The 23,034-nt window shown below is 70.7% G+C and carries 23 protein-coding genes; 7 read left to right on the top strand and 16 right to left on the bottom strand.

The window, feature by feature from the left end; genetic code table 11:
• Position 1 precedes the first annotated feature (1 nt).
• The 3 genes from secF to yajC all read right to left on the bottom strand — a co-directional run bounded on the left by secF (position 2) and on the right by yajC (position 3,499).
• Positions 2-1,279 (bottom strand): protein translocase subunit SecF, encoded by a 1,278-nt coding sequence (gene secF, locus G6N56_RS00355; protein ID WP_085257504.1) that lies wholly within the window; start codon positions 1,277-1,279, stop codon positions 2-4.
• The gene (secD, locus tag G6N56_RS00350) at positions 1,276-3,084 is read right to left on the bottom strand and encodes a protein translocase subunit SecD (RefSeq protein ID WP_085257505.1); all 1,809 of its coding nucleotides are present in this window, start codon (positions 3,082-3,084) and stop codon (positions 1,276-1,278) included. The genes secF and secD overlap by 4 nt, the downstream gene beginning before the upstream one ends.
• Positions 3,085-3,172: 88 nt before the next feature.
• A complete protein-coding gene (yajC, locus tag G6N56_RS00345; protein ID WP_085257506.1) occupies positions 3,173-3,499 on the bottom strand; it encodes a preprotein translocase subunit YajC in 327 nt (108 codons plus the stop codon).
• 128 nt (positions 3,500-3,627) lie between these two features.
• On the opposite strand from yajC, the gene gabT reads away from it, so the two are divergent.
• Together gabT and car are read left to right on the top strand one after the other, a co-directional pair.
• Complete coding sequence (gene gabT / locus G6N56_RS00340; protein WP_085257695.1) at positions 3,628-4,968, top strand: 4-aminobutyrate--2-oxoglutarate transaminase; 1,341 nt, start codon at positions 3,628-3,630, stop codon at positions 4,966-4,968.
• A gap of 155 nt (positions 4,969-5,123) precedes the next feature.
• The gene (car, locus tag G6N56_RS00335; RefSeq protein WP_085257507.1) at positions 5,124-8,621 is read left to right on the top strand and encodes a carboxylic acid reductase; all 3,498 of its coding nucleotides are present in this window, start codon (positions 5,124-5,126) and stop codon (positions 8,619-8,621) included.
• Between the two features lie 69 nt (positions 8,622-8,690).
• On the opposite strand, the gene G6N56_RS00330 is transcribed toward car, so the two are convergent.
• From G6N56_RS00330 to ruvC, 5 genes are all read right to left on the bottom strand, one after another.
• Positions 8,691-9,368 carry a hypothetical protein gene (locus G6N56_RS00330; protein WP_085257508.1) on the bottom strand — a complete coding sequence of 226 codons (678 nt, stop codon included), beginning with the start codon at positions 9,366-9,368 and terminating at the stop codon, positions 8,691-8,693.
• An 83-nt stretch (positions 9,369-9,451) separates the two neighbouring features.
• Positions 9,452-9,835, bottom strand: a complete 384-nt coding sequence (locus G6N56_RS00325) for a DUF1304 domain-containing protein (protein WP_085257509.1) — start codon at positions 9,833-9,835, stop codon at positions 9,452-9,454.
• Between the two features lie 176 nt (positions 9,836-10,011).
• Complete coding sequence (gene ruvB / locus G6N56_RS00320) at positions 10,012-11,061, bottom strand: Holliday junction branch migration DNA helicase RuvB (protein ID WP_085257510.1); 1,050 nt, start codon at positions 11,059-11,061, stop codon at positions 10,012-10,014.
• Entirely contained in the window at positions 11,058-11,657 is a 600-nt protein-coding gene (ruvA, locus tag G6N56_RS00315) for a Holliday junction branch migration protein RuvA (protein ID WP_085257511.1), read from the bottom strand. The genes ruvB and ruvA overlap by 4 nt, the downstream gene beginning before the upstream one ends.
• Positions 11,654-12,220 carry a crossover junction endodeoxyribonuclease RuvC gene (ruvC, locus tag G6N56_RS00310; protein WP_085257512.1) on the bottom strand — a complete coding sequence of 189 codons (567 nt, stop codon included), beginning with the start codon at positions 12,218-12,220 and terminating at the stop codon, positions 11,654-11,656. Before ruvC ends, ruvA begins: the two co-directional genes overlap by 4 nt.
• 140 nt (positions 12,221-12,360) lie before the next feature.
• On the opposite strand from ruvC, the gene G6N56_RS00305 reads away from it, so the two are divergent.
• Genes G6N56_RS00305 through G6N56_RS00285 form a run of 5 tightly spaced genes read left to right on the top strand, consistent with a single transcriptional unit; the run spans position 12,361 to position 15,927 of the window.
• The gene (locus G6N56_RS00305; RefSeq protein ID WP_085257513.1) at positions 12,361-12,969 is read left to right on the top strand and encodes a DUF4178 domain-containing protein; all 609 of its coding nucleotides are present in this window, start codon (positions 12,361-12,363) and stop codon (positions 12,967-12,969) included.
• Positions 12,970-12,979: 10 nt separating this feature from the next.
• Positions 12,980-13,483 carry a DUF2617 family protein gene (locus G6N56_RS00300; protein WP_085257514.1) on the top strand — a complete coding sequence of 168 codons (504 nt, stop codon included), beginning with the start codon at positions 12,980-12,982 and terminating at the stop codon, positions 13,481-13,483.
• On the top strand, positions 13,480-13,911 hold the full coding sequence (locus tag G6N56_RS00295) for a DUF4247 domain-containing protein (RefSeq protein WP_085257696.1): 432 nt from the start codon (positions 13,480-13,482) through the stop codon (positions 13,909-13,911). Before G6N56_RS00300 ends, G6N56_RS00295 begins: the two co-directional genes overlap by 4 nt.
• A 19-nt stretch (positions 13,912-13,930) precedes the next feature.
• Positions 13,931-14,398: a DUF350 domain-containing protein gene (locus G6N56_RS00290; protein ID WP_085257515.1), complete on the top strand. Its 468-nt coding sequence runs from the start codon at positions 13,931-13,933 to the stop codon at positions 14,396-14,398.
• Positions 14,395-15,927 (top strand): polyamine aminopropyltransferase, encoded by a 1,533-nt coding sequence (locus G6N56_RS00285; RefSeq protein WP_085257516.1) that lies wholly within the window; start codon positions 14,395-14,397, stop codon positions 15,925-15,927. Before G6N56_RS00290 ends, G6N56_RS00285 begins: the two co-directional genes overlap by 4 nt.
• Here the strand turns inward: G6N56_RS00285 and G6N56_RS00280 are convergent, their stop codons facing one another.
• The 8 genes from G6N56_RS00280 to pgsA form a co-directional block, all read right to left on the bottom strand.
• Positions 15,928-16,680: a YebC/PmpR family DNA-binding transcriptional regulator gene (locus tag G6N56_RS00280; RefSeq protein ID WP_085257517.1), complete on the bottom strand. Its 753-nt coding sequence runs from the start codon at positions 16,678-16,680 to the stop codon at positions 15,928-15,930. It abuts the gene before it with no gap.
• Positions 16,681-16,805: 125 nt separating this feature from the next.
• On the bottom strand, positions 16,806-17,402 hold the full coding sequence (gene pdxT, locus G6N56_RS00275; protein WP_085257518.1) for a pyridoxal 5'-phosphate synthase glutaminase subunit PdxT: 597 nt from the start codon (positions 17,400-17,402) through the stop codon (positions 16,806-16,808).
• A complete protein-coding gene (gene tesB, locus G6N56_RS00270; protein WP_085257697.1) occupies positions 17,399-18,244 on the bottom strand; it encodes an acyl-CoA thioesterase II in 846 nt (281 codons plus the stop codon). The genes pdxT and tesB overlap by 4 nt, the downstream gene beginning before the upstream one ends.
• A gap of 14 nt (positions 18,245-18,258) precedes the next feature.
• On the bottom strand, positions 18,259-19,164 hold the full coding sequence (gene pdxS / locus G6N56_RS00265; RefSeq protein WP_085257519.1) for a pyridoxal 5'-phosphate synthase lyase subunit PdxS: 906 nt from the start codon (positions 19,162-19,164) through the stop codon (positions 18,259-18,261).
• 134 nt (positions 19,165-19,298) lie between these two features.
• The gene (locus tag G6N56_RS00260; RefSeq protein WP_085257520.1) at positions 19,299-20,324 is read right to left on the bottom strand and encodes an NUDIX hydrolase; all 1,026 of its coding nucleotides are present in this window, start codon (positions 20,322-20,324) and stop codon (positions 19,299-19,301) included.
• Positions 20,324-21,448, bottom strand: coding sequence for a glycosyltransferase family 4 protein (locus G6N56_RS00255; protein WP_085257521.1), 1,125 nt, complete (start codon positions 21,446-21,448; stop codon positions 20,324-20,326). The genes G6N56_RS00260 and G6N56_RS00255 overlap by 1 nt, the downstream gene beginning before the upstream one ends.
• Positions 21,448-22,398 carry a phosphatidylinositol mannoside acyltransferase gene (locus G6N56_RS00250; RefSeq protein WP_232069178.1) on the bottom strand — a complete coding sequence of 317 codons (951 nt, stop codon included), beginning with the start codon at positions 22,396-22,398 and terminating at the stop codon, positions 21,448-21,450. The genes G6N56_RS00255 and G6N56_RS00250 overlap by 1 nt, the downstream gene beginning before the upstream one ends.
• Complete coding sequence (pgsA, locus tag G6N56_RS00245) at positions 22,395-23,027, bottom strand: phosphatidylinositol phosphate synthase (RefSeq protein ID WP_085257522.1); 633 nt, start codon at positions 23,025-23,027, stop codon at positions 22,395-22,397. The genes G6N56_RS00250 and pgsA overlap by 4 nt, the downstream gene beginning before the upstream one ends.
• Positions 23,028-23,034 lie beyond the last annotated feature (7 nt).

Genomic DNA, 23,034 nt, shown 5'->3' with positions numbered 1-23,034 from the left:
GCTACCGCCGGCCGGCGTTTCGCTTGCCGGTCGGGCGCCGGGTCCCCGTCGGCCGCACCGGGCGCGCACCCGGCGCGGGCTTACTCGGCGCCGGCTTGTCGGGCTCCGCGGCCGGCGCCGCGTCATCCGCGGCCGAAGGCTCCTGCGCGTCGGTTTCGGCGTCGGCATCGACGCTGTCGGAGGTGTCGGCGACCTCGGCGGCACCCCGCGAACCGGGGCTGCGCCGCCGCAGGACCCGCCGGGTGTGCGCGCGCACCAACTCCGTGCGCTCCCGCAGCGTCACCAGCAGCGGGGTGGCGAAGAAGATCGACGAGTACGTCCCGACCAGGATGCCGACCAGCTGCACCAGGGCCAGGTCCTTCAGGGTGCCGACGCCGAGCAGCCACACCGCCACCACCATCAGCGCCAGGATCGGCAGCACCGAGATCAGGCTGGTGTTGATCGACCGCATGAACGTCTGGTTGATCGCCAGGTTGGCCTGCTCGGCGAACGTGCGCCGGGTGGTGTGCTGGAACCCCTGGGTGTTCTCCTCCACCTTGTCGAAGACGATCACGGTGTCGTACAGGGAGAAACCGAGGATCGTCAGCAGCCCGATGACGGTGGCGGGGCTGACCTCGAAGCCGACCAGGGAGTACACGCCGGCGGTGACGGTCAGGTCGAAGCACATGGTCGTCAGCGCCGAGACGGCCATGTAGCGCTCGTAGCGCACCGTGATGTACAGGCCGACCAGGGCCAGGAACACCACCAGCGCGATCAGTGCCTTCTTGGTGATCTGACCGCCCCACGTCGACGACACCGCCGAGTCGCTGATCGCCTGCTTGCTGGGCTTACCGTCGGTGCCCCTGGGCTGGAAGGCGTCGTACAGGGCGTTGCGCAGCTTGGCCGTCTGGTCGTTGGTCAGCGTCTCGGAGCGGATCTGCACCGTCGCCGACGCGCCGCTGCCCACGACGACCACCGATTCGGGATCGGTGCCGAGGGCCTTGCGGAAGACGTCGGATACCTGCGAGGTCTGCACCGTGCCGGTGGCCCCCGCGGCCGGCATCGACACCGTGGTGCCGCCCTTGAAGTCGATCCCGAAGGCGAAGCCACGCACGACGATGCTGACGATCGCGATGGCCACGATCGCCCCGCTGATCCCGTACCAGACCCTGCGGCGCCCGATCACCTCGAACGCGCCGGTGCCGGTGTAGAGCCGCGACAGGAAGCCGTGGCGCGGCTGGTCGGCGCCGCCGGTCAGCTCCACGGCATCCGACGCCTTGGGGGTCTTGGAGGCGGTCATGCGCTACCCCGTCCCGTCTTCACGACTGCCGAGGCCCGGCGTTCGCGGGCGACCTGCTGAACGGCTCCGAGGCCGTTGTACCTCGGCTTGGCCAGCGTCGGAGACTTCGACGCGAGGTAGACCAGCGGCCAGGTCACCAGGAACACCACCACCAGGTCGAGGATCGTGGTGAGGCCCAACGTGAACGCGAAGCCCTTCACCTGGCCGATCGCCAGGAAGTACAGCACCGCCGCGGCCAGGAAGGTCACGGCGTTGCCGGACACGATCGTCTTGCGGGCCCGGACCCAACCCCGCGGCACCGCCGACCGGAACGAACGGCCCTCGCGGATCTCGTCTTTGATGCGTTCGAAGAACACCACGAACGAGTCGGCGGTGGTGCCGATGCCGATGATCAGACCCGCGATCCCCGCCAGGTCCAGGGTGTAGTTGATGTACCGGCCCAACAGCACCAGGATCGCGAAAATCATCGCGCCCGAAGCGACCAAGGACAACGCCGTGAGCAGCCCGAGCACCCGGTAGTACAGCAGCGAATACAGCAGCACCAGCAGCAACCCGATCGCGCCCGCGATGAGGCCCGCCCGCAGCGAGGTGAGCCCCAGCGTCGCCGAAACCGTCTGCGCCTCCGACGATTCGAACGACAGCGGCAGCGACCCGTACTTGAGCACGTTGGCCAGCTGGCGGGCGGTGGCGGCGCTGAAAGGCGGGTCACCGCCACTGATCTGGGTGCGGCCGCCCGGGATCGCCTCGTTGATGCGCGGGGCGCTGACGACCTGGGAGTCCAGGGTGAAGGCCGTCTGCTCGCCGACGTGGGCGGCGGTGAAGTCCGCCCAGACGTTCGCGGCGGCCGGCTTGAACTGCACGTCGACGACGTAACCGATGCCGCGCTGGTTCAGCGACGACGTGGCGTCCTCAATCTGGTCGCCGCTGATGATCGACGGGCCCAGCAGATACGCCGCCTTGTGGTCGGTGGAACAGGTGACCAGGGGCAGCTTCGGGTCATCGTTGCCGGCGAGGATGTCGGTCTTGTCGCACTGGGTCGCCTCGAACTGCAGGGCGATGTACTGAACACCCTGACGGGTGCTCTGCCGCAGGTTCTTTTCCTCGGCGATGCGCTCGGCGAGTTCCTTGCGCGGGTCCGGGGGCTGGATCGGCGGCGGCGCTTCCCCGGCCGGCTGTCCGGGCCCGGGCGCTGGACTCGGGCTGGGCGCGGGACTCGGGCTGGGCGCGGGACTCGGCGGTGGGTCCTGGGGATAGGGCCGCGGCTGCGGCGCGGGCTGGCCGGGCGCGGGCTGTCCGGGTGGCGCGGGCTCCGGCGCCAGACCGGGCGGCGGCGCGCCGGGGGCGCCGGGAGCGCCGGGGGCACCGGGGGCACCGGGCGGCGGCGCGCCGGCGGGCTGACGCGGCGCCTTGGGCGGGGCGCTTTGCGCCGGGACCGCCTGGATCACTGGCCGGATGTAGAGGCGGGCGGTCTGCCCGAGGTTGCGGGCCTCGTTGCCGTCGCTGCCGGGCACCGTGATGACCAGGTTGTCCCCGTCGACGACGACCTCGGAGCCGGAGACACCGAGACCGTTGACCCGGGAGCTGATGATCTGCTGCGCCTGCGCCAACGCCTCGCGGCTCGGGGCGGAGCCGTCCGGCGTGCGGGCGGTCAGCGTGACGCGGGTGCCGCCTTGCAGGTCGATGCCGAGCTTGGGAGCGGCCCGCTTGTCGCCCGTCAGGAAGACCAGCAGGTAGACACCGACGAGCATTAAGGCGAACACCGACAGGTAGCGGGCAGCGTGCACCGGCGCCGAAGACGATGCCACGGTCCTTCCCTTCTGCTCGAGAATCGGTTCGCAATCCCGACAGAGCCTACGTGGTCCCCGTCGGCGCCCGGTCGGTCGGGAATTCCCGTCAGGAATCCTTGATGACCGGGGTCTCGTCGGCGTCGGCGTCGTTCTCCGACTCGTCCTCGTCGGTGTCGGGGACGATCCGGTCGCGGACGGCCATCTTCATCCAGGTGGTCACCACGCCGGGCGCGATCTCGAGTTCGACGGTCTCGTCCGCGATTGCAACGACCGTCGCCTCCAGACCCGAGGTGGTGTGCACCCGGTCCCCCGGCCGCAGCGACTCGTGGAGGTCGATGGTGGCCTGCATCGCGCGCCGCTGGCGCCGCGACGCGAAGTACATGAAGCCGCCCATGATCAGCAGGAACGGCAGGAACAAGACCAAACTCTGCATCGACCCGTCTTTCGTATTGACAATCCCTCGGTCCAGTGTGCCCGTCCAGTTTGGCAGGCCGCCGGCCGGAGCCGACCGCTAGGCTTTAACCGCGACGCGACCCGCGCGCCGCGGTGAGGAGGATGACAGTGGCCAGCCTCGAGCAAAGCCGCAAGCTGGTCACCGAAATCCCCGGTCCCGCATCGCTCGAATTGACCAAGCGCCGCGCCGCGGCCGTCTCGGGCGGCGTGAACGTCTCCATGCCGGTGTGGGTCGCGCGCGCCGGCGGAGGCATCGTCGAGGACGTCGACGGCAACCGGCTCATCGACCTGGCCTCCGGCATCGCCGTCACCACCATCGGCAACTCGTCGCCGCGCGTCGTCGAGGCGGTGCGCGCCCAGGTGGCCGAGTTCACCCACACCTGCTTCATGGTCACCCCGTACGAGCAGTACGTGGCGGTCGCCGAGCAACTCAACCGGCTCACTCCCGGCTCCGGCGAGAAGCGGTCGGTCCTGTTCAATTCCGGCGCGGAGGCCGTCGAGAACGCGGTGAAGGTGGCGCGCTCCTACACCCGCAAGCCCGCGGTGGTGGCGTTCAACCACGCCTATCACGGGCGCACCAACCTGGCCTTGGCGCTCACCGCCAAGTCCAAGCCCTACAAGAGCGGATTCGGCCCGTTCGCGCCCGAGGTCTACCGGGCGCCCATGTCCTACCCCTTCCGCGACGGGCTGCTCGACAAGGAGCTGGCCACCGACGGCGAAAAGGCCGCGGCCCGCGCCATCACCATCATCGACAGCCAGGTCGGCGCCGACGACCTGGCCGCCGTCATCATCGAGCCGATCGCCGGCGAGGGCGGATTCATCGTGCCGGCCGAGGGCTTCCTGCCGACCCTGCTCACCTGGTGCCGCGACAACGGGGTGGTGTTCATCGCCGACGAGGTGCAGACCGGTTTCGCGCGCACGGGCGCGATGTTCGCCTGCGAGCACGAGGGGATCGAGCCCGACCTGATCTGCACCGCCAAGGGCATCGCCGACGGGCTCCCGCTGTCCGCCGTCACCGGCCGTGCGGAAATCATGGATGCGCCGCACGTCGGCGGTTTGGGTGGCACGTTCGGCGGAAACCCCCTTGCCTGTGCCGCGGCGCTGGCCACCATCGAGACCATCGAGGACGACGGCCTCGTCGAGCGGGCGCGACAGCTGGAACGGCTGATCACCGAACCGCTGCTGCGGCTGCAGGCCGCCGACGACCGGATCGGCGACGTCCGAGGCCGCGGCGCGATGATCGCCGTGGAGTTGGTGAAATCGGGTTCCGCCGATCCGGACGCGGAACTTGCCAAGAAGTGGTCCATGGCCGCCCACGCGGCCGGGGTCATCGTGTTGACCTGCGGCATGTTCGGCAACATCGTCCGGTTGCTGCCCCCACTGACCATCACCGACGAGCTACTGAGCGAAGGACTCGACCTGCTCGGCGACGTTCTGGGCGACCTCTAGACCACCTGGGGATCGCGACGACGCCCCTGGTGGGCAATCTCACACCCGCGCCATTGGGCGCGCCTATGGAGGAATACCATTACTTTAGCTAACGTTCTAATTATCAGCGCATTCGCCGCGAATTGATCTGAATTTCATTTGGTAAGGACACGTTTATGAGCACACCGAACACCGACGAGCGTCTCGCCCGCCGCATCGAAGAGCTGACCGCCACCGACCCGCAATTCGCAGCGGCCCGCCCCGACCCCGAGATCACCGCCGCCCTCGAGGAGCCCGGGCTTTCGTTGCCGCGGATCGTCCGGACGGTGCTGGACGGCTACGCGGACCGGCCGGCGCTCGGGCAGCGCGTGATGGAGTTCGTCAAGGACCCGCACACCGGACGCACCACGCTCGAGCTGCTCCCCCGCTACGAGACCATCACCTACGGCGAGCTGGGCGAACGCGTCGGTGCGCTGGCCCGGGCCCTTGCCGACGGGCCCGTGCGGCCCGGCGACCGGGTCTGTGTGCTGGGCTTCAACAGCGTCGACTACGCCACCATCGACATGGCGCTGGGCCAGGTGGGTGCTGTGGCCGTTCCGTTGCAGACCAGCGCCGCGCTCACCCAGCTGCAGCCCATCGTGGTCGAGACCGAGCCCAGCGTGGTCGCGTCGAGCGTCAACCAGCTGCCCGACGCCGTCGAGCTGATCCTCAGCGGCCCCGCCCCCACCCACCTGGTCGTGTTCGACTACCACCCCGAGGTCGACGACCAGCGCGAGGCCGTCGAGGCCGCGCGCGGGCGGCTGGCCGACACCGCGGTCACCGTCGAGACCCTGACCGACGTCCTCGACCGCGGCAGGGCGCTGCCCGACACGGCGCTGCCGGAGCCGCAGGAGGACGACCCGCTGGCCCTGCTGATCTACACCTCGGGCAGCACCGGCGCCCCCAAGGGCGCGATGTACCCCGCGAGCAACGTCGGCAAGATGTGGCGCCGCGGCAGCAAGAACTGGTTCGGCGAGAGCGCCGCATCGATCACCCTCAACTTCATGCCGATGAGCCACGTCATGGGGCGCGGCATCCTGTACGGCACCCTCGGCAACGGCGGCACCGCCTACTTCGCGGCCAAGAGCGATCTCTCCACGCTGCTCGAGGACCTCGAGCTGGTGCGGCCCACCGAGCTGAATTTCGTACCACGGATCTGGGAGACGTTGTTCGGCGAATTCCAGCGTCAGGTGGAGCGCCGGCTGACCGACGGCTCGGACCGCCAAGCGGTCGAAGCCGCGGTTCTCGAGGAGCAGCGGCGGTACCTGCTGGGCGGCCGGTTCATCTTCGCGATGACGGGCTCGGCGCCCACCTCGCCGGATCTACGCAACTGGGTCGTCTCGCTACTGCAGATGGACCTGCTGGACGGCTACGGCTCGACCGAGGCCGGCATGGTGCTGTTCGACGGCGAGGTCCAGCGCCCGCCGGTCATCGACTACAAGTTGGTCGACGTGCCGGACCTGGGCTACTTCGCCACCGACCGGCCGTATCCGCGCGGCGAGCTGCTGCTGCGGACGGAGAACATGTTCCCGGGCTACTACAAGCGGGCCGAGACCACCGCCAGCGTGTTCGACGAGGACGGGTACTACCGCACCGGCGACGTGTTCGCCGAAGTGGCGCCCGACCGGCTGGTGTACGTCGACCGCCGCAACAACGTGCTCAAGCTCGCCCAGGGCGAGTTCGTCACGCTGGCCAAGCTGGAGGCGGAGTTCGGCAACAGCCCGCTCGTCCGCCAGATCTACGTCTACGGCAACAGCTCGCAGCCGTACCTGCTGGCCGTCGTGGTGCCCACCGAGGAGGCGCTGGCGCGCTGGGATCTCGACACCCTCAAGGGTGAGATCGCCGACTCGCTGCAGAGCGTTGCGCGCCAGGCCGACCTGCAGTCCTATGAGGTGCCCCGCGACTTCATCATCGAGACCACGCCGTTCAGCCTGGAGAACGGCCTGCTGACCGGGATCCGCAAGCTGGCGTGGCCGAAGCTCAAGCAGCACTACGGTGAGCGGCTGGAGCAGCTGTACGCCGAGCTGGCCCAGGGGCAGGCCAACGAGCTGGCCGAACTGCGGCGCAGCGGTGCCGACGCACCGGTGCTGCAGACCGTCACCCGCGCCGCGGCGGCCATGCTGGGCACGGCGGCCAGCGACCTGTCCCCCGATGCGCACTTCACCGACCTGGGCGGAGACTCCCTATCGGCGTTGACCTTCGGCAACCTGCTGCGCGAGATCTTCGACATCGACGTCCCGGTGGGTGTCATCGTCAGCCCGGCCAACGACCTGGCGGCCATCGCCGGCTACATCGAGGCCGAACGGCAGGGCACCAAGCGGCCCACGTTCGCCGCGGTGCACGGCCGCGGCGCGACCGAGGTGCGCGCGAGCGACCTGACCCTGGACAAGTTCCTCGACGCGGAGACGCTGTCTGCGGCGCCGAACCTGCCGAAGCCGGCCGCCGAGGTGCGCACGGTGCTCCTGACGGGCTCCACGGGCTTCCTCGGCCGCTACCTGGCGCTGGAATGGCTGGAGCGGATGGACCTGGTCGACGGCAAGGTGATCGCCCTGGTGCGCGCCAAGTCCGACGAGGAGGCGCGCGCCCGGCTGGACAAGACCTTCGACAGCGGTGACCCCAAGCTGCTCGAGCACTACCGGGAGCTGGCGGCCGACCACCTCGAGGTCATCGCCGGTGACAAGGGCGAGGCGAACCTCGGCCTGGACGCGCAGACGTGGCAGCGGCTGGCCGACACGGTCGACCTGATCGTCGACCCGGCGGCCCTGGTCAACCACGTGCTGCCGTACAGCGAGCTGTTCGGCCCCAACGCGGTTGGCACCGCGGAGCTGATCCGCATCGCGCTGACGACGAAGCTCAAGCCGTACACCTACGTGTCGACGATCGGCGTGGGCGACCAGATCCAGCCGGGCCAGTTCGTCGAGGACGCCGACGTCCGGCAGGTCAGCGCGACGCGGGCGGTCAACGACAACTACGCCAACGGCTACGGCAACAGCAAGTGGGCCGGTGAGGTGCTGCTGCGCGAGGCCCACGACCTGTGCGGTCTCCCGGTCGCGGTGTTCCGCTGCGACATGATCCTGGCCGACACCACCTATGCGGGCCAGCTCAACCTGCCGGACATGTTCACCCGGCTGATGCTGAGCCTGGTGGCGACCGGCATCGCGCCCGGCTCGTTCTACGAGCTGGACGAGAACGGGAATCGGCAGCGGGCGCACTACGACGGCCTGCCGGTCGAGTTCATCGCCGCCGCGATCTCCACGCTGAGCCCGCGGGAGGGTTACGACACGTACCACGTGATGAACCCGTACGACGACGGCATCGGGCTCGACGAGTACGTCGACTGGCTGATCGACGCCGGGTACTCCCTCCAGCGCATCGCCGACTACGGCGAATGGCTGCGCCGGTTCGAGGGGTCGATGCGGGCCCTGCCCGAGCGCCAGCGCCAGTACTCGCTGCTGCCGCTGCTGCACAACTACCAGCAGCCCGAGAAGCCGCTGCGCGGCTCGCTGGCACCGACCGACCGGTTCCGCGCCGCCGTGCAGGAGGCGAAGATCGGTCCGGACAAGGACATCCCGCACGTCTCGGCGCCGATCATCGTCAAGTACGTCACCGACCTGCAGCTGCTCGGGCTGCTCTGACAGGCTCGGCGAACAGCAGATCGCCCGGCCCCCACGGGGGCCGGGCGATTGCTTTGTCCGGTCTTCGGGTCAGCCCTGCGGGTGCGGCCAGCGCAGGTACCCCGCGCCGGCGCGCTGGCGACGCCAGCCCCGCTTGTGCTGGGCCTCGGCCGGGGCGTAGCGGTCCATCCGCGGCTTGGTCAGCGCGCCCGAAGAAACCGGCTCCTCCAGCGACTCACGGACGGGATCGAAGGGCTCGGCCCCCGGCGGCGCGGCGGTTACGGGCGCCACGTCCCGCGCCAGCCGAACCGCCGTGCGCGCAAGGACGACGCCGCCGACGAAGATGATGAGCGCGCCCAGCCCGTCGAAGTAGGAGACCTCCAGCAGCGCGCGCTTGCGCTCGGTCGCGGCGATCGGGTCACCGGCGGAGCCGATTCCCAGCAGCGGCGCCACCTGCTCCCCCACCACGAACCACGCACCGGCCAGCACGGCCAGCCAGCCGCCCAGCATCGCGGCGACGCGATTGCCGGCGACGATCAACAGCAGGCCGCCGACCACGGTCGCGGCTCCCGGCAGCACCTCGAGCCAGCCGCGGGCCGAGCTCCACGCCCAGTCCCTGTCGGGCGTGTACGCGAAGTTGAACCGGGGGCCGACGAACGGGATCAGGGCGCCCCAGGCACCCAGGATGACCAGGAGCAATCCACTGATCGCACCGCGCGAGCGCGGCATACTCAGCGCGCGCGGGCGGTCATATTCTGCGTGTTTCATGACATCTCCTCGGTAGAAGCCGGGCCGTTTTCCGGCTCCCGATGGGTACCCCCGGTCCCCGGGAAGTAACCCGCCCGGAGTCGTCAGCGCACGCCGAGAAGCAGCAGCGCGATGGCAAGGGCAGGGAAAATGCCCTGGACCAGGGCGGCCCGGGCCTTGTCCGGCGCCGACACCAGGAGAACGACCGCGGCCGCGGCCATCGAGCCGGCTCCGGCGAGGATGAGTGTCGCCCCGACGACGTGATGCCCGATGGAAACCGTGGCAATGCCGACGGCGGTGATGATCGCCAGGAACAAGTTGTAAAAGCCCTGGTTGAAGGCGAGGAGCTTGGTGGTCTCGGCCTCCTCGGGCGTCGTGCCGAACGTCGCGCGGGTGCGCGGGGAGGTCCAGGTCAGGGACTCCATAATGAAGATGTAGACGTGCAACAGGGCAGCCAGCCCGGCGAATATCAACCCGGCGTTGATCATCGCGTCCTCCTGGCCGACCGATCAGATACTCACCATCGCCACTGACTCTATGGTGGCGACCCGCTTCGCCCGGCTCCGCCGCGCTCACGATCGCCACCGACTCTATGGTGGCGACCCGCTTCGCCCGGCTCCGCCGCGCTCACGATCACCACCGACTCTATGGTGGCGACCCGCCGCTACTCGAACAGACCCGGTTGGCTGGCGCCGACGGGCGGGGTCATGCCCAGGTGCGTCCAGGCCTGCGGGGTGGCCACCCGCCCGCGCGGGGTGCGCGCGATCATGCCGGCGCGCACCAGAAAAGGCTCGCAGACCTCTTCCACCGTCGCCGCCTCTTCGCCGACCGCGACCGCGAGCGTCGACACCCCGACCGGGCCGCCGCCGAAGCTGCGGGTCAGCGCCGAGAGCACCGCCCGGTCCAGCCGATCCAGGCCGAGCTCGTCGACGTCGTACACCGCGAGGGCGGACTTGGCGACGTCGCGGGTGATGATTCCGTCGGCGCGCACCTCGGCGTAGTCCCGGACGCGGCGCAGCAGCCGGTTGGCGATGCGCGGCGTCCCGCGCGAGCGGCGGGCGATCTCGGCGCCGGCGTCGTCGCCCAGCTCGATGCCGAGGATCCCCGCCGACCGGGCCAGCACGCGCTCCAGCTCGGCCGGCTCGTAGAAGTCCATGTGTGCGGTGAAGCCGAACCGGTCGCGCAGCGGACCCGTCAGCGCGCCGGACCGGGTGGTAGCGCCGACCAGCGTGAACGGCGCAACCTCCAGCGGGATCGAGGTGGCGCCTGGCCCCTTGCCCACCACCACGTCGACCCGGAAATCCTCCATCGCCAAATAGAGCATTTCCTCGGCCGGCCGCGCGATGCGATGGATCTCGTCGATGAACAGCACGTCGTGCTCGACCAGGTTCGACAGCATCGCGGCCAGGTCGCCGGCGCGCTCCAGGGCGGGACCGGACGTGACGCGCAACGAGGACCCCAGCTCGGCGGCGATGATCATGGCCAGCGACGTCTTGCCCAGCCCGGGCGGGCCGGACAGCAGGATGTGGTCCGGCGTTCCACCCCGATTCTTGGCGCCCTCGATGACCAGCTGCAGCTGTTCGCGCACCCGCGGCTGGCCGATGAACTCGCGCAACGACCGCGGCCGCAGGCTGACGTCGATGTCACCCTCGCCGACGGTCAATGCGGGCGAGACCTCCCGGTCCGGCGGCTCGTCCGCGAAATCGCGGTTCATCGGGACTTACCCAGCACCGACAGGGCGGCCCGCAGCGTGCCCGACGTCGTCGCGTCCTGCGCGTCGGCCAGCACCTTGTCGGTGGCCTCCTCGGCCTGCTTGGCCGGAAACCCGAGTCCGATCAGCGCCTCGACCACGGGACCGCGCACCGCGTGGCCGTTGGACGCGGCGCTCGCCGGCACTCCCCCAGCACTCGGCGCGCCGATCTTGTCGCGCAACTCCAGCACCATCCGCTCGGCGCCGCGCTTGCCGATGCCCGGGACCCGGGTCAGCGCGGCGACGTCGCCGTCGTGCAGCGCCTGGCGCAGCGCCGCGGCGTCGTGCACGGCCAGCGTCGCCATAGCCAGCCGCGGCCCCACCCCCGACACCGACATCAGCGTCAGGAACAGGTCGCGGGTCTCGGCGTCGGCGAACCCGTACAGCGTCATGGAGTCCTCGCGGACGATCATCGCGGTGATCAGCCCGGCCTCGCTGCCCTGGCGCAGCGTCGCCAGGGTCGACGGGGTGGCGTTCACGCGGTAACCCACGCCGGCGGCCTCGATCACCGCGTGGTCGAGCGCCACCGCGAGCACCTCACCGCGCACCGAGGCGATCATCGCGCCGCCTTCAGCTGCGCCTTGAGCTTCGCGTTGTAGGCCTGCCGCTGGCGCGCGGCCAGCGCCTCGGCCTGGGCCAGCCGCGCGAGCATCGGCGCCCGCCAGCAGTGGCAGATCGCCAGCGCGAGCGCGTCGGCGGCGTCGGCAGGTGTCGGCTTGGCTTGCAGCGCAAGGATTTTGGTGACCATGGCGGTGACCTGCGCCTTGTCGGCGGTGCCGTTGCCGGTGACCGCCGCCTTAACCTCGGTCGGGGTGTGAAAGTAGACGTCCAGCCCGCGCCTGGCCGCGGCCAGCGCGATCACCCCGCCGGCCTGCGCGGTGCCCATCACCGTCGTCACGTTCAGCTGGGAGAACACCCGCTCGATCGCGATCACGTCCGGCCGATGGGTGTCCAGCCAGTGCTCGACAGCGTCGCTGATGGCCAGCAGCCGCATCGGCAGCGCCGCGTCCGACGGCGTGCGCACCACGTCGACGTCCAGCGCGACCACGCTGCGCCCCCGCCCGCTCTCGACCACGGACAGGCCGCACCGGGTCAGCCCCGGGTCGACACCCATCACCCGCATTACCGCTCCCGCCTGTAGAACAGCTGTTCGATAGGCTAGCCGCTGGGTCCGACCATTCTTCGTCAGTCGACCGGTGTGTCGGCGTAAAGCTGTTAACTTATAGCCCACGTTGCTCAAGCCGGGGGGCGGAAGGCTGGTCCGTGGGAACAGTGCTGGTCGTCATCGCCGCGGCGTTGTTCATCGCGTCGGTCGTCGTTCTCGTGGTGGCGCTGCGCCGGCCCCGAGCATCCGGGCCGGCGGGCGCGCGACGGGACCCGCTGTCGTTCGATGCCTCGCCACCCCAATTCGGTCCGCGGCAGCTCGGCCCGGGCGCCATCGTCAGCTATGGCGGCGTCGACTATGTGGTGCGGGGCTCCGTGACGTTCCGCGAGGGACCGTTCGTGTGGTGGGAGCATCTGCTGGAGGGCGGCGATGACCCGGTCTGGTTCAGCGTGGAGGAGGACGACGGGCGCCTCGAGCTCGTGATGTGGGTGACCCGCAAGGACCTGACGCTGCAGCCCGGCGACCGCTACGTCGTCGACGGCGTGACGTTCCACGAGTCCGAACGTGGCCGCGCCTCGTACACGACCGAAGGCACGACGGGCCTGCCGGCGGGCGGGGAGATGGAGTTTCTCGACTGCGCCAACGCCGACCAGAGCGCGCTGCTCTCCTTCGAGCGCTGGGCCCCGGACACCCCGTGGGAGATATCGACGGGCAAGCCGGTACGGACCGGCGAGCTCACCGTGTATCCCGCACCCGCCTCCCCCTAGGACCCCGACGGTGCCACTTCATCAGCTCGCCGTGACCCCGGCGGACGTGTCCGGCCGGGCGCTGAGGCTGGCGCTGAACGCCCCGTCGCCGCCGCCGCTCGCGACATGCCGGCTCGCCCATCCGGGCGGCGGGGCGCTGGTGCTCGGGGTCCTCGGCGCATCGCACGTCGTCGCGGTCGAGCACGGCGGCGGCCGCTTCACCGAGCAGGTCACCTGCACCGCGCCCACCGCGGCCGACGGCCTGCCGGCGCGCACCGACGCCCCCGGCTACCACCTCGAATCGCGCACCGACACGCACGACGAGGACTCCTTCCGGCGCATCGCGCGCGAACTGCGGACCCGGTGCGCCCGCGAGCCGACCTGGCTGGGCGGCACCTTCCCCGGCGACGACGCCGCCCTCACCGCGCTGGCCGCCGAGCCCGACGGCACCGGCTGGCGGTGGCAGACCTGGCACCTCTACCCCGCGCCGTCCGGAGGCATGGTGGTCCACACCGCGAGCCGGTGGCGCCCGTGACGCGCAACCGCCTCTTCCTGATCGCCGGCGGCCTGGCCGCCACCGCCGTCGCGTTCCTGATACCCGGAATCCTGTTGCTGCACAAAGACATCGGCTCATACATCGCCTCGCACTATCGCGAGTACTCCCGCGACGCCGACGGCACCCGCTACGAATGCGCCGGGACCCCGGCGCAAGTAGCCGACGCGCTCGCCCGCTACCAGGCCCCCGCGGCGCGCGCCACCAACGGCGACGGGCAGTACCTGCGCTACAGCGGCGACATCGTCATCGTCGAACCCGACGGCACGCGTCCGTGCAGCATCCGCGTCGAAGACCTCGGCGCCCGCTACAGCCACGGCGGATTCGTCTTCCTCGGTCCGGGTTTCACCCCCGGATCCCCGGCCGGCGGCGGCGGGGGAAGCCCAGGCGGTCCAGGGGGGATCAAGTAACCCTCGAAAGGAAAACTCCATGTTGGCGCTCAACCTCGCAGCCCTGGATTTCGGAGCCTTCAACTTCGGCACCATCGCCCAGGGCGTGCTCGCCGTCGTCCTCTATTTCCTGGTGGGCGTCGGCGTCCTGATCGCCGGCTTCCTGATGGTCGACCTGCTGACCCCCGGCAACCTGCGCCGGCTGGTCTTCATCGACCGCCGGCCCAACGCGGTCGTCCTGGCCTCGGCGATGTATGTGGCGCTCGCCATCGTCATCATCAGCGCGATCGCCAGCAGCTACAGCCAGCTGGGCCAGGGGCTCGTCGGCGTGGCGGTGTACGGGCTGGTCGGAGTGCTGCCGCAGGGCGGGGCGCTGCTCATCGTGCAGATCGCCGTGCCGGGTCACTTCCGCGAGCACGTCGACGAGCCACAGCTCCACCCGGCGGCGTTCGCCACGGCCACGATGCTCGTGGCCGTCGGAGGGGTCATCGCCGCCGCCATCTCATGACCGAGCCGTCCGGGCGCTGGCGCGCCGTGCTGCTGGCCGCCGTCGCCGCGTGCGCGGCCTGCGGCATCGTCTACGAGCTCGCGCTGCTCACCCTCACGGCCAGCCTCAACGGCGGTGGGATCGTCGCCACCTCGCTGATCGTCGCCGGTTACATCGCCGCGCTGGGAGCGGGAGCGTTGCTGGCCAAGCCGCTGCTGGCCCACGCGGCGATCGCGTTCATCGCCGTCGAGGCGCTGCTGGGCGTCGTCGGCGGCCTGTCGGCCGCGGCGCTCTACGCCGTCTTCGCGTTCATCGACGACGAGTCGACGTGGGTGCTGGCCGTCAGCACCGCCCTGATCGGCGGCCTGGTGGGCGCCGAGGTGCCGCTGCTGATGACGCTGCTGCAGCGCGGGCGCACCGCCGGGGCCGCCGACACCGGCCGCACGCTGGCCAACCTCAACGCCGCCGACTACCTCGGGGCGCTACTGGGCGGGCTGGTCTGGCCGTTCCTGCTGCTGCCGCACCTGGGCATGATCCGCGGCGCCGCGGCAACCGGCATCATCAACCTGGCGGCCGCGGCCGTGGTGGCGGTGTTCCTGCTGCGGCGGGTGGTGTCCGTTCGCCAGCTGGCGACGGCGCTGTGCGCGCTCGCCGCGGCGCTCGCGGTCCTCGCGACGCTGCTGGTGCGGTCGGCCGACGTGGAGACGACGAGCAGGCAGCGGCTCTACGCCGACCCGATCATCGCTTACCGCCACACGCCCTACCAGGAGATCGTGGTGACCCGCCGCGGCGCCGACATGCGGCTCTACCTCGACGGGGGCCTGCAGTTCTCCACCCGCGACGAATACCGGTACACCGAAAGCCTCGTCTACCCCGCGCTCGGCGCGGGCGCACGCTCGGTGCTGGTGCTCGGCGGCGGCGACGGGCTGGCCGCCCGCGAGCTGCTGCGGCAGCCGAGTGTGCAGAAGATCGTGCAGGTGGAACTCGACCCCGAGGTCATCGCGCTGGCGCGCACCACCATGCGCGAGGCCAACGGCGGCGCGCTCGACAACCCGCGCGTGGCCGTCGTCATCGACGACGCGATGACCTGGCTGCGCCGGAGCGCCGTCGACCGGTTCGACGCGGTCCTCGTCGACCTGCCCGACCCGGACACCCCCGTGCTGGGCCGGCTGTACTCAACGGAGTTCTACGCCCTCGTCGCGCGCGCGCTCGCCCCCGGCGGGCTGATGGTCGTCCAGGCAGGCAGCCCGTTCTCGACGCCCGCCGCGTTCTGGCGCACGGTGTCGACGGTCCGGGCCGCCGGGTACGCCGTCACCCCGTACCACGTGCACGTGCCGACCTTCGGTGACTGGGGCTTCGCGCTGGCGTCGCGGGGGGCCGCCGCGCCCGTCCCGACGATGCCGCCCGACGCGCCGCCGCTGCGCTTCCTCAACCAGGTCGTGCTCGACGCCGCCACGGTGTTCTCGTCGGATACCGGGCCGCGCGCGCTGGACCCGTCGACGCTGGAGAATCCCCGCATCGTCGAGGACATGCGGCACGGGTACGAGTAGCTAGCCGTCGATCTGCGCCAAGACCTCGTCGGGGATGTCGGCGTTGGTGTAGACGTCCTGGACGTCGTCGCTGTCTTCGAGCGCGTCGACCAGTTTGATCACCTTCTGCGCGCCCTCGACGTCGAGCGGCACGGTCACCGACGGCTGGAAGCCCGCCTCCGCCGAGTCGTAGTCGATGCCGGCCTCCTGCAGGGCGGTGCGCACGGCGACCAGGTCGGTCGGCTCGGAGATGATCTCGAAGCTGTCGCCCAGGTCGCTGACGTCCTCGGCGCCGGCGTCCAGCACCGCGGCCAGCACGTCGTCCTCGGTGAGGCCGTTCTTTTCGAGGGTCACCACGCCCTTGCGGGAGAACAGGTAGGCCACCGACCCGGGATCGGCCATGGTGCCGCCGTTGCGCGTCATCGCCACCCGCACCTCGCTGGCGGCGCGGTTGCGGTTGTCGGTCAGGCACTCGACCAGCACCGCCACGCCGTTGGGCCCGTAGCCCTCGTACATGATGGTCTGGTAGTCGGCGCCGCCGGCTTCCTCGCCGGCCCCCCGCTTGCGGGCGCGCTCGATATTGTCGTTGGGCACCGAGCTCTTCTTCGCCTTCTGGATGGCGTCGTAGAGGGTGGGGTTGCCCGCCGGGTCACCACCGCCGGTGCGGGCCGCGACCTCGATGTTCTTGATCAGCCGGGCGAACTCCTTGCCCCGGCGCGCGTCCTTGACGGCCTTCTGGTGCTTGGTGGTGGCCCACTTGGAATGGCCGCTCATCGCTGTGTCTACCTCTTCTGTCTTCGAAAGTTCGCCAGACGAGTCTACGTGGGCGCCGAGCCTGTGCCCTAAGTACGTGATCCGCGTGGAATTCCGCCACAGGCCACACGTTCGACGCCCGGGGCTCAGGCCTCGCCCGTGACGATGTCGACGAACAGCTGGTGGACGCGCCGGTCGCCGGTCACCTCCGGGTGGAACGCCGTCGCCAGCACCGGGCCCTGCCGGACGGCGACGGCGTGGCCCGCGGCTCTCGCGAGCACCCGAACAGCGTCGCCGGCCCGCTCGACCCACGGCGCGCGGATGAACACCGCACGCACCGGGTCGTCGAAACCCGCGAACTCGACATCGCCCTCGAACGAATCGACTTGGCGTCCGAAAGCGTTGCGCCGCACGGTCATATCGATCCCCCGCAGGGGCAGCGCCTGCCTGCCCCGCGCGCCGGAGTCCAGGATCTCGCTGGCCAGCAGGATCATCCCCGCGCACGCGCCGTAGGCGGGCATCCCCTCGGCCAGCCGTCCGCGCAGCGGCTCGAGCAGATCGAGGTCGAGCAGCAGGTGGCTGATGGTGGTCGACTCCCCGCCGGGAAGGACGAGCCCGTCCACCGCCTCGAGTTCGCCGCGGCGGCGCACGGGAATCGCCTCGGCGCCGGCCTCCCGCAGCGCCGCGAGGTGTTCGCGGGTGTCGCCCTGCAGCGCCAGCACGCCGATGCGCGGCGCGCTCACTGCCCGGTCGGCTGGAACCCGCGCGGGAAGCGGGTCAGCCCCTCCTGCATGACGGCCGCCACCATCTCGCCGGACTGGGTGAAGATCTTGCCCTGGCACAGCGAGCGACCGCCGCTGGCCGACGGCGACGACTGGTCGTAGAGCAGCCACTCGTCGGCCCGGAAGGCCCGCATGAACCACATCGCATGGTCCAGCGACGCCACCTGCAGGTGCTCGCGCACGTCGAGGTGGTTCACCTGCGCCGATCCCAGCAGCGTGAGGTCGCTCATGTAGGCCAGCGCGCAGATGTGCAGCACCGGGTCGTCGGGCAGCGGATCGCGGTGACGGAACCACACCTGCTGCTGAGAGGCCTTGCCGGGCCGCCGCTGCAGGCGCTCCTGCGGCACGATGCGGACGTCCCACTCCTCGAACTGCTTGAAGCCGGCGTCGTCGAAAACCCTCATCGAGTTCATTCCCGGCAGGCCGTCCGGCGGCGGCGCGGACGGCATGGCGTCCTGGTGGTTGATGCCCTCCTGGTCGGCCTGGAAAGACGCCGACATCGAGAAGATGGTCTCCCCGTGCTGGATGGCGTTGACGCGGCGGGTGCAGAAGGATCCGCCGTCGCGGATGCGCTCGACGATGAAGATGGTGGGCGCCTTCGCGTCGCCGGGCCGGATGAAGTAGCCGTGCAGCGAGTGCACCAGGTGACCCGCCTCGACGGTGCGCACCGCCGACACGAGCGACTGGCCGGCCACGTGGCCACCGAACGTGCGCTGGAAGTAGCCGGAGTCGGGGCTGAACACGCCGCCGCGATAGATGTTGACCTCGAGTTGCTCGAGATCGAGGATCTGCTCGATCGCCACCAATCGCCCTAGGCTTACCAGCCGCGCTCGGCCAGGCGATGCGGCTGCGCGATCTCCTCGACGTTGATGCCCACCATCGGCTCGCCCAGCCCACGCGAAACCTTGGCCAGCACGTCGGGGTCGTCGTAGAAGGTGGTCGCCTTGACGATGGCGGCGGCGCGGTGCTCGGGGGCGCCGGACTTGAAGATGCCGGAGCCGACGAAGACGCCCTCGGCGCCGAGCTGCATCATCATCGCCGCGTCAGCCGGCGTGGCGATGCCGCCCGCGGTGAACAGCGTGACCGGCAGCTTGCCCGCCCGGGCCACCTCGACGACGAGGTCATAGGGGGCCTGCAATTCCTTTGCCGCCACGAACAACTCGTCCTCGGACAGCGACGTCAGGCGCCGGATCTCGCCGCTGATCGCCCGCATGTGGGTGGTCGCGTTCGACACGTCACCGGTGCCGGCCTCCCCCTTGGACCGGATCATGGCCGCGCCCTCGTTGATGCGCCGCAGCGCCTCACCGAGGTTGGTCGCACCGCACACGAACGGCACCGTGAACTTCCACTTGTCGATGTGGTGGGTGTAGTCCGCGGGGGTCAGGACCTCGGATTCGTCGATGTAATCAACGCCGAGGCTCTGCAGGATCTGCGCCTCCACGAAGTGACCGATGCGGGCCTTGGCCATGACCGGGATGGTGACCGCGGAGATGATGCCCTCGATCATGTCGGGATCACTCATCCGCGACACGCCACCCTGCGCGCGGATGTCGGCGGGCACCCGTTCCAGGGCCATCACCGCGACGGCGCCGGCGCCCTCAGCGATCCGCGCCTGCTCCGGTGTGACGACGTCCATGATGACGCCGCCCTTGAGCATTTCGGCCATGCCACGTTTGACGCGCGCCGTTCCCCGGCCGCTGCCATTTGATGCGGCGGTATCCACTGCCACCTCTTCTGTGATGTCTCGTCGCTCCCCCTGGTGCCAGTCCAGTGTAGTGGTCGGCAACCAGCCGATTTTCCACCGACGACCGCGCGGGGCTCAGCGTATGGCGCCGCGGCGGCGAAGCGGTTCGGCCCTCATCGGATGGATTGCAGCGGGCCCGGCGCACGGCCGACGGCCATCGCGGCCGCCTCGGTGAGCAGCTCGGACAGCTGCACCGGGTACACCGTCTCACCGGCCGCGGCCAGCCGGGCGATGTCGGCGGCATCACACCAGCGATGGCCGTGGATGTAGCGGCTTTCGAGCTCGGTGCGGTCCAGGCAGGATGGCTCGAACCGGCGGGTGCGGTGGACGAAGTAGAACTCCTCGCTGTCGATGAGCGTGCCGTTGAACTCGAAGACCTCGTCGCGCCGCCACACCGGGCCGACCATGTCGGCCGCCGAGACCTGCAGGCCGGTCTCCTCGGCCAGCTCGCGCGCGGCGGCCTCGGCCAACCGCTCGCCGTGGCGCACCTCGCCCCCGACCGTGAACCACCACCGCGGCGCGTCGTGATGGTCGATCGCCGGGTCCGAACCGCGCAGCAGCAGCACGGCACCCGTCTCGTCGAGCAGCACCACCCGAGCCGACGTGCGGTGGCTCGGCACGCCGTGATCGCCGTGCAACAGCGCCTGGGACCGCTCCGCGATCTCGAAATAGCTTGGCAGCGCGGCGGTTCCACCCAGGCGGAGGGTTCGCACCAGGAATCGCTCGCGCAGCGCGAGGGTGTCGCGGACGGCGTCGTTGTGGAATCGGCGGGCCAGCACCACCCGGGCCTCCGCGTCGGCGAGCTCGGCGATCAGCCCCGCCGGCAGCGACGCCGGGTCGACCAGCGCCAGGCCCGCCGCGAGCTCGTTCTCGCACGACTCCCGCGCCTGCCGGGGCGCGTTCTCCGCCGCGTCGGCCAGGGCCGCCAGCCGACTGCCCGCCGGGGCGCCGCCGTAGGCGTCGATCGCGACGGCGCGCGCCACCACCGCGCGCCGGGCCAGCGCGCCGTCCAGCGCCTGCCACGACAGGTCGTAGCGGACGTGCAGCCGGTCCAGCCGGTTCGCGGTGCGGTACGCCCACCCGCCCAGCACCAGCCCGGCCGCGACCAGCAGCGCGATCGCGACGACCAGCCACGTCATCAGCTGGCGACCTGGACCTTGGTGCCCGACCCCGCGACCGTCTCGTAGACCCGCGTGATCTGGCTTGCCACCACCGACCAGTCGTAGCGCTGGACGGCCTGCGCGCCGGCCGCGACGTAGCGCTGCCGCAGCGCGTCGTTCTCGAGGACGGCGATCAGCGCCTCGGCCAGCGCGGCGCCATCCCCGACGGGCACGAGGCGCCCGACCGCGCCGTCGTCCAGCACCCGCCGGAACGCGTCCAGATCGCTCGCCACCACGGCGGTGCCGGCGGCCATCGCCTCGACCAGGACGATGCCGAAGCTCTCACCCCCGGTGTTGGGCGCGCAGTAGACGTCGGCGCTGCGCATCGCCGACGCCTTGCCGGCGTCGTCGATCTGCCCGAGGAAACGCAGGTGGTCCACCGACGCGCCCGCGCGCTCGCGCAATTCGTCCTCGTCGCCGCGGCCGACGATGAGCAGCTCGACGTCGCCGAACCGTTCGACGACACCCGGCAGCGCGTCGAGCAGCACCGACATCCCCTTGCGGGGCTCGTCGAAGCGCCCGAGGAACAGGACCGTCTTGCCCGGCCGCGGGTAGCCGTCCAGCCGCGGTGCCGACTGGAACGCGTCGACGTCCACGCCGTTGGGGATCTCGACGGCGTCGGTCCCCAGCGCCTCCATCTGCCAGCGCCGGGCCAGGTCCGACACCGCGATCCGGCCGACGATCTTCTCGTGCATCGGGCGCAGGATGCCCTGGAACACCGTCAGCGTCAGCGACTTGGTGGTCGACGTGTGAAACGTCGCCACGATCGGCCCCTCGGCGATGTTCAGCGCGAGCATCGACAGGCTCGGGGCGTTGGGCTCGTGCAGGTGCAGCACGTCGAATTGGCCTTCGGCGAGCCACTTCTTGACCTTGCGATGGGTGGCCGGACCGAACCGCAGCCGCGCGACCGACCCGTTGTAGGGGATCGGGACCGCCCGGCCAGCGGATACGACATAGTCCGGCAGCCGGGCGTGCGGCGACGACGGCGCCAGCACGCTGACCTCGTGGCCCCGCCGGCGCATCACTTCAGCCAGTTGCAGGACATGGGATTGCACCCCGCCCGGCACGTCGAACGAGTACGGACAGACCATCCCGATCCGCATCAGGGCTCCGTCTGCCGGGCCAACTTTGCCCGCCTTTCGGCGGAGAGGTCGGCCAGCCACTGCGGCTGGAGCATGTGCCAGTCCTCGGGGCGGGCGGCGATGTTGGTGGCGAACTTGTCGGCCAGCGCCTGCGTGACGGCGCGGACGTCGCCACTGCCGCAGTCCAGCTCGGGATAGATGTGAACGCCCCAGCCCCCGTCTTCGAACCAGCAGTGCGACGGGAGCAGCGCCGCCCCGGTCTCGATCGCGAGCTTCGCCGGCCCGGCCGGCATCCGGGTGGGCTCGCCGAAGAAGTCCACCTGGACCCCGGTGCGGGTGAGGTCGCGCTCGGCCATCAGGCAGACCACCCGATTGTCCCGCAGCCGCTCGCACAGCACCTCGAACGGCGGTCGTTCGCCGCCGGACAGCGGCAGCACCTCGAAGCCCAGACTTTCGCGGTAGGAGATGAAGCGCCGGTACAGCGACTCGGGCCGGAGGCGTTCGGCGACGGTGGTGAAGGTGCCGCGCGTGTGCGCCAGCCACACCCCGGCCATGTCCCAGTTGCCGCTGTGCGGGAGCGCGCAAACGGCCCCGCGGCCCTGCGCCAGCGCCCGGTCGATGTTTTCGCTGCCCCGGATCGACGCGTCGAGTTCGCGGGCCAGCTCGCGAAGGTTCATCGTGGGCAGGCGGAACGCCTCGCGCCAGTAGCGGCCGTAGGAGGCCAGCGAGGCGCGCATCAGCGCGTCGGGAACCTCGGCGGGCGGCACGCCGATCACGCGGGCCAGGTTTTTGCGCAGCTGCTCGGGGCCGCCGCGGCGCGCCGCGTAGCGCGCCCCGGCGTCGAACGCGGTGCGCGCGGCGAACTCCGGCATCGCCCGCACGGCCATCCAGCCGGCCGCGTACGCCCAGTCGCTCGCGGTCTGGGACACCAGGCGCCGCGGGGCGGTGACCGCGCTCAGTCCGGGGATCACGGCATGCGCTCCGTCGCGCTGGGGGAAGCCCACACCGTGCGCACCCGCTGCACACAGGTGACCACGCTGGCCATGGCCAGCAGCCACATCGCGACGGGCAGCGCCGGCTGCCAGGCAACGAACGGAAAGTCCGACACCCCTGCGCCGACCAGCACGACGATCAGCCGCTCCGGCCGTTCGATGATGCCGCCGTCACCGCGCAGGCCGCTGGCTTCGGCCCGGGCCTTGATGTAGGAGATCACCTGGGAGGTGACCAGGCAGATCAGGGTCGCCACCGCCAGGAGTTTGTCGTGCAGCCCGAACGCGACCCACCACAGCAGCCCGGAGAACACCGCCCCATCGCTGACGCGGTCGCAGGTCGCGTCCAGGACCGCGCCGAAGCGGGTGCCGCCGCCGCGCTCGCGGGCCATCGCCCCGTCGAGCATGTCGAAGAGCACGAAGAACGAGACGACGCAGCCGCCCGCGAAGAGTTTGCCCAGCGGAAACAGGGTGATGGCGCCCGCCACGGAACCGGTGGTGCCGAGGATGGTCACCAGGTCCGGAGTCAGGCCCAGGCGCAGGCAGGCCCTGGCGGTGGGGGTGGTGACCCGCGCGAATGCCGCCCGCGACAGGAACGGCACCTTACTCATGAGCGCC

Source organism: Mycobacterium saskatchewanense, from assembly GCF_010729105.1.
In the GTDB taxonomy this organism is placed as follows: domain Bacteria; phylum Actinomycetota; class Actinomycetes; order Mycobacteriales; family Mycobacteriaceae; genus Mycobacterium; species Mycobacterium saskatchewanense.
The sequence above is the reverse complement of the archived record's forward strand: the minus strand, read 5'-3'. Positions and strand labels throughout refer to the sequence as shown.

Excerpts from the sequence above, each read along its gene's own strand:
- ruvC (WP_085257512.1), bottom strand. The coding sequence starts at position 12,220 with ATGCGGGTGATGGGTGTCGACCCGGGGCTGACCCGGTGCGGCCTGTCC.
- yajC (WP_085257506.1), bottom strand. The coding sequence starts at position 3,499 with ATGCAGAGTTTGGTCTTGTTCCTGCCGTTCCTGCTGATCATGGGCGGC.
- G6N56_RS00260 (WP_085257520.1), bottom strand. The coding sequence starts at position 20,324 with ATGACGTGGCTGGTCGTCGCGATCGCGCTGCTGGTCGCGGCCGGGCTG.
- G6N56_RS00330 (WP_085257508.1), bottom strand. The coding sequence starts at position 9,368 with ATGAAACACGCAGAATATGACCGCCCGCGCGCGCTGAGTATGCCGCGC.
- G6N56_RS00280 (WP_085257517.1), bottom strand. The coding sequence starts at position 16,680 with ATGAGCGGCCATTCCAAGTGGGCCACCACCAAGCACCAGAAGGCCGTC.
- G6N56_RS00290 (WP_085257515.1), top strand. The coding sequence starts at position 13,931 with ATGTTGGCGCTCAACCTCGCAGCCCTGGATTTCGGAGCCTTCAACTTC.
- ruvA (WP_085257511.1), bottom strand. The coding sequence starts at position 11,657 with ATGATCGCCTCGGTGCGCGGTGAGGTGCTCGCGGTGGCGCTCGACCAC.
- car (WP_085257507.1), top strand. The coding sequence starts at position 5,124 with ATGAGCACACCGAACACCGACGAGCGTCTCGCCCGCCGCATCGAAGAG.
- secF (WP_085257504.1), bottom strand. The coding sequence starts at position 1,279 with ATGACCGCCTCCAAGACCCCCAAGGCGTCGGATGCCGTGGAGCTGACC.
- ruvB (WP_085257510.1), bottom strand. The coding sequence starts at position 11,061 with ATGAACCGCGATTTCGCGGACGAGCCGCCGGACCGGGAGGTCTCGCCC.
- G6N56_RS00285 (WP_085257516.1), top strand. The coding sequence starts at position 14,395 with ATGACCGAGCCGTCCGGGCGCTGGCGCGCCGTGCTGCTGGCCGCCGTC.
- G6N56_RS00255 (WP_085257521.1), bottom strand. The coding sequence starts at position 21,448 with ATGCGGATCGGGATGGTCTGTCCGTACTCGTTCGACGTGCCGGGCGGG.
- pgsA (WP_085257522.1), bottom strand. The coding sequence starts at position 23,027 with ATGAGTAAGGTGCCGTTCCTGTCGCGGGCGGCATTCGCGCGGGTCACC.
- G6N56_RS00325 (WP_085257509.1), bottom strand. The coding sequence starts at position 9,835 with ATGATCAACGCCGGGTTGATATTCGCCGGGCTGGCTGCCCTGTTGCAC.